We start from the raw sequence: 9,811 nt of genomic DNA on the forward strand, positions 1-9,811 counted from the left end.
CCTGATACAGAGAGGCAGCGGTAATCCGCTGCCGTGGATAGGTTTAGCGCACGCGCCTGATTATTTCTGGTAAAACGCCGGACGCGGCGGCATGGCAACGGGCTCAATCGCGCCGCTGGTTTGCGCCTTCAGGCAGGCATCAGCAGCCACCGAGGCGGCAAAGCCATCCCAGGCGGAAGGCCCGCTCAGCTGGCCTGCTTTCACATCATTGATAAACGCCTGCAGCTCAACGTCGTAGGCGTCGATAAAGCGATCTTTCCAGTCGGTCAGCAGCGCGTTGCCAAGGCGGGCATCTTTGCGCATCTGAATCGCCGACGGCTCCGGCAGTCTGGCGATGCCCTCCTCGCCCACCACTTCACACTGAATGTCATAGCCATACGCGCAGTTCACAAAGATCTCCACATCGATGCGGATGCCCTTCTGCGTTTCAAACAGCACGATTTGCGGATCTTTCAGCTTCGCGTGTGACTTTGAGGTCGTGCGCGGGAACACCACCTGCACGCTTTTGTAATCGTCCTCGGTCAGCCAGCGCAGGACATCCAGCTCGTGTATCAGGGTGTTGGTAATAGCCATGTCGGTGGTGTAATTCTCGCCGACGCTCTGATTACGGTGCGCGCAGTGCAGCATCAGCGGCTCGCCGATGTCACCATCGGTGATCACCTTTTTCAGCGCGCGATAGCCGGCATCATACGGGCGCATAAAGCCCACCTGCACCAGACGCTTGCCGTGCGCAATCTCGGCGTCGACAATGCGACGGCAGCCCTCCGCGCTCAGTGCCAGCGGCTTCTCGCAGAACACCGGTTTCCCGGCGGCAATCGCGGCCAGCGTGAACTCTTCATGCGTCGGGTCCCACGAGGTCACCAGCACGGCATCCACTTCCGGCGAGTTAATCACCTGATGGCCATCCTGATACACTTCGGCCTGGATATTCAGCCGCTGCAGCGCCGCGCGTGCACCTTCCACATTGATGTCTGAAACCGCCACCACTTTTGCGCCCTGCAGCACGTTGTTGCAGCGACGAATATGTTCCTGACCAATTGCGCCGGTACCGATTACACCGAGTTTGAGCGTCATAATTACACCTGTAGAGTCGGATAAGTAGGGTAAAACGGGCCGGGCAGCGCCGGCCTGAAAAGGGTTAGTACTTACGCGCCTGTTGAATATGCTGATTGAGCTTGTCGGCCACCTGCTGCGTCCGCTCTGAGGTGGAAGCCTGCGCCACGCCGACGTGCCACCAGCTGAAGTATTTGTGCACCATGGTTTTTGGCAGCACTTTGATGTCAATCAGGGTCGAAACCGTCTGCTGCTGCGCATCTTCCAGCGCCGCCTTCAGCTGCTCCAGCGTGGTGACACGGTAGGTTTTACAGCCGTAGCCGGCGGCTATCGCCGCGAAATCAACCGGCACGAAGCCGCCATCCAGCTTGCCGCCCTGCGGATTACGGAAGCGGAACTCGGTGTTGAAACTGTCCATGCCGTGTTCCATCTGCAGGTTGTTGATGCAGCCATTGGTCATGTTATCCAGCAGGATGACGTTGATTTTCGCCCCTTCCTGAATCGAGGTGACCAGCTCGGAGTGCAGCATCATGAACGAGCCGTCACCCACCATGGCGTAGACTTCGCGCTGCGGCTGTGCCAGCTTCACGCCCAGCGCGGCATTCACTTCGTAACCCATGCACGAGTAGCCGTACTCAACGTGATACGCGTTGTAATCTTTGGTGCGCCATACGCGCTGCAGGTCACCCGGCAGACTGCCGGCGGCGGCGACAATCACCGCATCCTTTGGCAGCTGTTCGTTTAAGGTGCCCAGCACGCTGCTCTGCGTCAGCACCGACTTTGTCAAACGCTCAAACTCGGCGAACAGCGCGGTGCGATCGATGTGGTCAGCGATTTCCGGAATAAAGTCATCGGTGTTGAAAGTGGCGGCGTACACGCGCTGCGTCTCTTTCAGCAGCTTGCTCTGCGCCTGTTCAATCTGGCCACCCCAGTGATTCTCAAAGCCGTTCAGTCCGGCTTCCAGCGCGGTTAATCCTTCGCGTGCATCCGCCAGCAGCTGCACGCCATCCAGCTTGTAGCTGTCGAAGTTGTTGACGTTAATGTTGAGGTAGCTGATTTCCGGATGCTGGAAGATCCATTTTGAAGCCGTAGTGAAATCGGTATAGCGCGTACCAATACCGATCACCAGATCGGCCTCTTTGGCCAGCAGGTTCGCCGCCAGACAGCCGGTTTCACCCACGCCGCCCACATTCAGCGGATGGTCGGAAACGATGGTGCCTTTGCCGGCCTGCGTTTCGGCAAATGGAATATTGAAACGCTCGGCAAAGCTCAGCAGCGCCTGACCGGCATCGGAGTATTTCACGCCGCCACCCACTACAATCAGCGGCTTGCGCTTACGCGCAATCAATGCCAGCGCCGCGTCCAGCTGGGCCGCCGTCGGCAGACGCCGGTCAAGCAAATGCACGCGTTTCTGGAAGAAGTATTCCGGGAAATCCCAGGCTTCGCCCTGCACATCCTGCGGCAGCGCCAGCGTTACCGCCCCGGTTTCCGCCGGATCGGTCAGCACGCGCAGCGCATTGATACAGGCGGTCATCAGCTGTTCCGGACGGCTCACGCGGTCCCAGTATTTACTCACTGCGCGGAAGGCATCGTTGGTGCTGATGCTGAGATCGTGACTCTGCTCGATCTGCTGCAGCACCGGGTCCGGCTGGCGCGTGGCGAACACATCGCCCGGCAGCAGCAGCAGTGGAATCCGGTTGGCTGTTGCCGTGGCTGCCGCGGTAATCATGTTGGCGGCACCCGGTCCGACGGAAGAGGTACAGGCAATGATTTGACGGCGCAGCGACTGCCGGGCAAAACCGATGGCAGCGTGCGCCATACCCTGCTCGTTACGGCCCTGATACACCTGTAAATCGCCGCTGTCCTGCTCCAGCGCCTGGCCGAGGCCGAGCACATTGCCGTGGCCGAAAATAGCAAAGATGCCGTGCACGAATTTGGTTTCAACGCCGTCAACGTTCAGGTACTGGTTATCCAGAAATTTCACCAGCGCCTGTGCGGTAGTCAGTCTGATAGTGCCCATATGCTTCTTCCTTTACATGTGGTACCCGCTCAGGGGGTACGACGCGATTCGGGTCGGCGGTGAAAACGCGCCCGACGCTAAGTGAAACGTGTGGCGATTATAAACAAATGTTTTTTCCATTAAACCTGATTACAGAAGAAACATTTCATTTTGCGATGAAGATCAAATTCGGCGCTGAAACGCGGGCGATGACGGGACGGGATGACAGCAAAGTGAAACAGCCTGCTATGCCTCAGTCATCATAACGAAATTTCATTTCACGTCAGCAGCTTCCTCTCATCCGTCATCATTTCCTGCGAGCTGGCTCACAAGCCAGAGCACCCGCGAAACGGGCAAGCCGTAAAGGGCGGGAAAGGTAGCGGCACCAGAGTTTTACCTGGCTCACAAAATCGCGATGGATGTTTCATTTCATATTGTGTTTGGAATTTTTATTCCTCATACTGCCCACATAGCCAGTCAGGCACCCTGAGACCCCGGAAGCATTGCGCTTGATAGTGGGCGGCAGCGCCCGCCGTGTCTGCTTATCACAGAAGGAAACCATCAGTATGAGTACACAACAGAAGCGGCTTGATGTGATTTGTATTGGACGCATCGCCGTCGATCTTTACGGCCAGCAAATTGGCTCGCGCCTGGAAGATATGACCAGCTTTAACAAATACCTCGGCGGCTCTTCCGGCAACGTAGCTTATGGCACCGCGATTCAGGGGCTGAAGTCGGCGATGCTGGCACGCGTCGGTGACGAACACAATGGCCGCTTCCTGCGTGAAGAGCTGCAGCGCGTGGGCTGCAATACTGACGGGCTGATCACCGATAAGCAGCGCCTGACCGGGCTGGTGATTCTCGGCATCAAAGACGAAGAGACCTTTCCGCTGATTTTCTATCGCGACAACTGTGCGGATATGGGGCTGGTTCCCGAGGACATTCGCGAAGAGTTCATTACCTCGTCCCGCGCCGTGGCGGTAACCGGCACCCACCTGTCGCATCCGGACACGCGGGCGGCGGTGCTGAAAGCGCTGGATATCGCCCGGCGCAACGGCCTGCGCACCGCGCTGGATATCGATTATCGCCCGGTGCTATGGGGTCTTACGTCACTGGGTGACGGTGAAACGCGTTTCATCGAATCCGGCCAGGTGACGCAGCAGCTGCAGGAAGTAGTGCACTATTTCGATCTGATCGTCGGAACGGAAGAAGAGTTCCATATCGCCGGTGGCAGTACCGATACGCTGACCGCGCTGAAAAATGTACGTAAGGCCAGCAGCGCCACGCTGGTCTGCAAACGCGGGCCGCTGGGTTGTGTGGTGTTTGAGGGCGAGATTCCCGATAGCTGGGAACAGACGCGCCTGCACAGCGGCGTGCGCGTTGAGGTGCTCAACGTGCTGGGCGCCGGCGATGCGTTTATGTCGGGCCTGCTGCGCGGCTGGCTCAACGATGAGAGCTGGGAGCAGGCGTGCCGCTACGCCAACGCCTGTGGCGCGCTGGTGGTATCCCGTCACGGCTGTGCGCCGGCGATGCCAACGAAAGAAGAGCTGGACGATTTCCTCAGCCGCGATAACGCGGTGAAACGCCCGGATCTGGACGCGCGCCTCAATCATCTGCATCGCGTTACCACGCGTAAGCAGCAGTGGCCGGAGCTGAATGTGTTCGCCTTTGACCACCGTAAACAGCTGGCCGATATGGCGCGCGAAGCGGGCGTCAGCGAGGAGCGCATTCCGCAGCTGAAGCTGCTGCTGCTGCAGGCGGCACAGGAGGCGGCTAACGAAGCCGGTCTCAATGAGAAGAGTGGCATCCTGGCGGATACCACGTACGGCCAGAAAGCGCTCAACGCCATCACCGGCAAGCACTGGTGGATTGGGCGGCCCATCGAGCTGCCGAGCTCACGACCACTGCGTCTTGAGCACGGCAATATTGGCTCTCAGCTAGTGGACTGGCCGGCCGAACACGTCGTCAAGTGCCTGGTGTTTTATCATCCCCATGACAGTGCTGAACTGCGTAAAGAGCAGGACGAGCTGGTTCTTGACGTGTGGCGCAGCTGTAACAAAAGCGGGCACGAGCTGCTGCTGGAAGTGATTCTGCCGGAGAGCAACCCGGACCGTAACGAGTCCTACTATTACGACATGCTGAGCCACTTCTATAGCCTGGGCGTGCAGCCGGACTGGTGGAAGTTACCACCGCTGACGGCGGAGAGCTGGCAGGCGATCGGCGAGCTGATTGAGCAGCAGGATCCGCACTGTCGCGGCATTCTGTTACTCGGCCTTGATGCGCCGGAAGAGAAGCTGAAAGCCGGCTTCGCCGCCGCCGCGCAGGCGACGTGGGTGAAAGGTTTTGCCGTCGGTCGCACCATTTTTGGCCAGCCGTCACGCCAGTGGCTGAACGGTGAGCTGGATGATAAGGCGCTGATTGAGACCGTGAAAGGCAATTATCTGCGCCTGATTGGCTACTGGCGCGCCGCGCGCGGCTGACGGATTTGAAGAGGATGTACTGAGAAGCGGCCTGACGGGCCGCTTTTTAGTGTGTTGCGAGCGGATGCCCTCACCCCAGCCCTCTCCCACCGGGAGAGGGAGCCGTTCAGGCAGGTCGTTAAGCATTGTACCAGCCCTGTCAGACCGCTCCGGACTGTCCCCTCTCTCACTGAATGAAGAAGCAAAACCTTGCGACCTGTCTCATAAACCGCTCCGGACTGTTCCCTCTCCCGCCTGCGGGAGAGGGTTAGGGTGAGGGCAAGCCCTCAACCCCCTGAGTTTTGTGAGGCAATTCATAAACCGATGAAATAGCCTTCACGATAGCGTCAAACAAATGAAATTTTCCATCCATCTGGTACTATAGCGCTCATTATCCAGCCATATTTCCTTTTCTGACGGGCCGAAGTAATGACCAATAACCCAACGCAATTAACCTTGTTACAGGACGATATCCGTCGTCGCTACGAGACGCTGAGTAAACGCCTGAAGCAGGTGGCTCGTTATATCCTTGATAACAGCAACAGCATCGCGTTTGATACCGTCGCCTCTATCGCCCAGCAGGCGGATGTTCCGCCCTCCACGCTGATCCGCTTCGCCAACGCATTCGGCTTTAGCGGCTTCAACGAAATGAAACAGGTCTTTCGTCAGCACCTGATGGAAGAGACCGTGAACTATACCGAACGGGCGCGCCTGTTCCGCCAGACGGCCACCGACGACAGCGCCAGCTCACCGGAGAGCCCGGTGGAGATCCTCAACGTCTTTACCATGGTCAACAGCCAGGCGCTGCAGCAGCTGGCGATGCAGGCGAATCCCGACCAGCTGAACAAAGCGGTGAAGATGCTCAACGAGGCGGAGAACATCTACATCATCGGTCTGCGCCGCTCGTTCAGCGTGGCCTCGTATCTGGTGTATGCGCTGCGCCATCTGGAGCGTCGCGCTTTTCTGATTGATGGCCTGGGCGGCATGTTCACTGAACAGCTCAGCATGGTGAATCCGAAAGACGTGGTCATCGCTATCAGCTACTCGCCGTATGCGCGCGAAGCGGTGGAACTGGTGGAGCTGGGCGCTAAACGTGGCGCGCATCAGATCGCCATCACCGACAGCCAGGTCAGCCCGCTGGCAGCGTTCAGCGATGTCTGTTTTGTGGTGCGCGAAGCGCAGGTGGATGGCTTCCGCTCGCAGGTGGCCTCGCTGTGCCTGGCGCAAACCCTGGCGGTGTCGCTGGCGCTGAATAACAGCAGCAGCGAATAAACCCCGGGTACCGAATGGAACAAAGGCAGCCATCTGGCTGCCTTTTTTATCTGTGCGCATCAGTGAATGCGTGTGCCGTTTAACCTGGTGCGCATTTCCGGCGACCGCGCGGAGACCCGATTAACGGCGCGGATACTGCTCACTGTTCACCCAGGCGTGATCCTTTTCCCAGGTAAATTTCCACAGCCGTACCGGCCCGGCCATCACGTTCAGATAATAGTTATCGTAACCGGCCAGAGTCGCCACCGGATGATACCCGCGCGGCACCGTTACCACATCGCGGTTATACGGGGCCATACACTCGTCGAGCGAACGGTCGTCGGTGTATACGCGCTGCATGGCGAAACCGGGCTCAGGATCGAAACGGTGATAATAGGTCTCTTCCAGATAGGTTTCGTCCGGGCTGTCCTTCTCATCGTGCTTGTGGCTGGGGTACGAACTGGTCGCGCCCTCGTCGGTATACACCTCGACCACCAGCAGGCTGTCGGCCGGTTGATTATCCGGCAGAATGTTATGCACCAGGCGCTGGTTGCGCCCTTTGCCACGGTGCTCCACGCCTACATCCTGCGGTGCAATCAGCCGCGCCGGCAGATTGCCACTGCCCGGCGCACTGCATACCGCCAGTTCCAGATCGCTGTCGGCAGTGACTTCAACCTCATCATGATGCGGCACGTAAACCGAGTAAGGCGGCGTGCGCTCAAACGGCGACAGGCGCTTACCGATGCCAGGGAATTCTGCGTCGCGGGTTTTCACCGACGCCAGACCGGCCACCAGCACCAGGCACAGCTCTCTCTCGCCGCTGCTTAACCGCAGCGTCTGGCCCTTTTTCAGCAGATAAGCGTCAAAGCCCACATATTCCCAGCCGGCGCTCTCGGGCGTCACGTGCTGGATACGCCCGTGGCTGTCCGGCTGCTGCACTTTTGAAATCAGTGACATCCTGTTTCTCCTGTTGCGCGACATTAACCCAGCGTTGGCATACTGAATTCAGAAACGGTCTGCTGACCGCTCGGCCAGCGCACGGTCGCCGTTTTCATGCGGGTGTAGAAACGCACCCCGTCCGGACCGTGCACGTTGAGCGCACCAAACACTGAACGCTTCCAGCCGCCAAAGCTGTGGAACGCCATCGGCACGGGCACCGGCACATTGACGCCCACCATGCCCGCTTCCACGTTGTGCACAAATTCACGGGCAGTATGGCCGTTGCTGGTGAAGATGGCGCTGCCGTTACCAAATTCGTGGCTATTCACCAGCTGCAGCGCGCTGTCGAAGTCGCTGGCGCGCATGATGCTCAGCACCGGTCCGAAAATCTCTTCGCGCCAAATCACCATCTCCGGCGTGACGTTATCGAACAGCGTACCGCCAACGTAGTAGCCCTCTTCATGGCCCGCGACTTTCACGCCGCGTCCATCAACCACCAGCGTCGCGCCTTCCTGCTCACCTTTGTCGATGTAGCCCAGCACTTTCTTCTGGTGCGCAGCGGATACCACTGGCCCCATTTCATTCTCTTCGGCACCCTGCTGCATGCCCGGCCCCACGCGCAGCGCTTTGATCAGCGGCGTCAGGCGCGAAATCAGTTTATCGGCTGTATCGTCGCCAACCGCCACCACCACCGGCAGCGCCATGCAGCGTTCCCCGGCAGAACCGAAAGCACCGCCCATGATGGCGTTCACAGTGGCATCCAGATCGGCATCCGGCATCACAATGGCGTGGTTTTTCGCGGCGCCGAAGGCCTGCACGCGTTTGCCATGCGCGCTGGCGGTTTTGTAGATGTGCTCGGCCACGCCGGACGAGCCAACGAAGCTGACCGCCGCGATGCGAGGATCTTTATACAGCTGCTCGGCGTCTTCGTTTGAGGAGTGCACCACGTTGAACACACCATCCGGCAGCCCCGCTTCTTTCAGCAGTTCAGCCATGCGTACCGAGGCAGAAGGATCGAGCGCCGGCGGCTTCAGCACAAAGGTATTACCGCACGCCAGCGCGATGGGGAACATCCACAGCGGCACCATCGCCGGGAAGTTGAACGGCGTAATGCCCGCGACCACGCCCACCGGCTGCATCAGCGAATAGCTGTCAACGCCGGAACCGACGTTCGGTGAGTTTTCCCCTTTGATCAGGTGCGGAATGCCGCAGGCAAATTCGATCACCTCGATGCCGCGCGTCAGCTCACCCAGCGCATCGGACCAGACTTTACCGTGCTCAGAAACAATCAGCGCCGCCAGTTCATCGCGATGTTTTTCCATCAGCGCTTTGAAGTTGAACATGACGCGGGCACGACGCAGCGGCGCCGTTTTCGACCATTCCGGAAACGCCGCATGGGCGACCTCAATGGCCTGCGCCACTTCTGCCGCCGTGCTTTGCGTCAGTTCGCGGATCACTTTGCCGGTCGCCGGATCGTAGACCGGAATGGTTTCGTTGCTGGCGCTGTGCGTGATTTTGCCGCCGATAAAGTTTCCTACGATAGTCATGTCGTTGCCTCTTTGATGTGTAAGGTCCCTGCAGGCCGCGGGTCAGTCTGGGTCGCGCCCGATCAGGCAATACGGAAAGCGTGCTATGAAGCTATTACAGTGAAATAAATTTTTCAAATAGTTCTTTTTGGAAAATTTACTTTTAGCGGCCTGGATCGCATTTTTCCGCCAGCGTTAGCGGACTGGCGCAAAGTGCGGGCCTGATGACAATGCCGATGCTGCCTGCGCCCGTAATCAGCAGCAGGGAGATTCGCAGGACGAGCAGTCAGCGAGAGGGTCAGCGCCGCAGCGTGGCTGGATGAAACGAAATATGAAATTTTTGCGAGGCAGATCCAATATCCGTTATTTCATAATTCAATTAAAACGAAATAAATGTTTTCTTTGCACCATCTGCAGACAATGCGATGTGAAACGAACCCTTATCTGTGTCTTAGCGACACGCTTTTGTTAGTGTTGGCCTCGGTCGGAGGCCTTTTTTCACCTGTTACCCACCCCATGCGTGATTACCCGGTGCGCATCAATGCGCGCTCTGTCATGCTGTAGGGGCGCCATTTATGGCGACC

The 9,811-nt window shown here is 58.4% G+C and carries 6 protein-coding genes; 2 read left to right on the forward strand and 4 right to left on the reverse strand.

The annotated features are described in order from the left end of the window. Positions 1-60: 60 nt before the first annotated feature. Both ERD80_RS08455 and iolD read right to left on the reverse strand, forming a co-directional pair. Positions 61-1,074 carry a Gfo/Idh/MocA family oxidoreductase gene (locus ERD80_RS08455; protein WP_021507394.1) on the reverse strand — a complete coding sequence of 338 codons (1,014 nt, stop codon included), beginning with the start codon at positions 1,072-1,074 and terminating at the stop codon, positions 61-63. Positions 1,075-1,138: 64 nt separating this feature from the next. Continuing rightward, positions 1,139-3,073, reverse strand: coding sequence for a 3D-(3,5/4)-trihydroxycyclohexane-1,2-dione acylhydrolase (decyclizing) (gene iolD, locus ERD80_RS08460; RefSeq protein WP_104189576.1), 1,935 nt, complete (start codon positions 3,071-3,073; stop codon positions 1,139-1,141). A 545-nt stretch (positions 3,074-3,618) separates the two neighbouring features. Here iolD and iolC point away from each other — a divergent pair. Together iolC and ERD80_RS08470 are read left to right on the forward strand one after the other, a co-directional pair. After that, the gene (gene iolC, locus ERD80_RS08465) at positions 3,619-5,532 is read left to right on the forward strand and encodes a 5-dehydro-2-deoxygluconokinase (RefSeq protein ID WP_021507392.1); all 1,914 of its coding nucleotides are present in this window, start codon (positions 3,619-3,621) and stop codon (positions 5,530-5,532) included. A gap of 408 nt (positions 5,533-5,940) precedes the next feature. Beyond that, the gene (locus ERD80_RS08470) at positions 5,941-6,783 is read left to right on the forward strand and encodes a MurR/RpiR family transcriptional regulator (RefSeq protein ID WP_136546530.1); all 843 of its coding nucleotides are present in this window, start codon (positions 5,941-5,943) and stop codon (positions 6,781-6,783) included. 120 nt (positions 6,784-6,903) lie between these two features. Here ERD80_RS08470 and iolB read toward each other — a convergent pair whose 3' ends face one another. Both iolB and ERD80_RS08480 read right to left on the reverse strand, forming a co-directional pair. Then, a complete protein-coding gene (iolB, locus tag ERD80_RS08475; RefSeq protein ID WP_058759327.1) occupies positions 6,904-7,719 on the reverse strand; it encodes a 5-deoxy-glucuronate isomerase in 816 nt (271 codons plus the stop codon). Positions 7,720-7,742: 23 nt separating this feature from the next. Continuing rightward, positions 7,743-9,248 carry a CoA-acylating methylmalonate-semialdehyde dehydrogenase gene (locus ERD80_RS08480; RefSeq protein ID WP_021507389.1) on the reverse strand — a complete coding sequence of 502 codons (1,506 nt, stop codon included), beginning with the start codon at positions 9,246-9,248 and terminating at the stop codon, positions 7,743-7,745. Between the last annotated feature and the right edge of the window lie 563 nt (positions 9,249-9,811).

The organism is Pantoea sp. R102 (genome assembly GCF_004916815.1).
GTDB lineage: Bacteria > Pseudomonadota > Gammaproteobacteria > Enterobacterales > Enterobacteriaceae > Pantoea > Pantoea dispersa.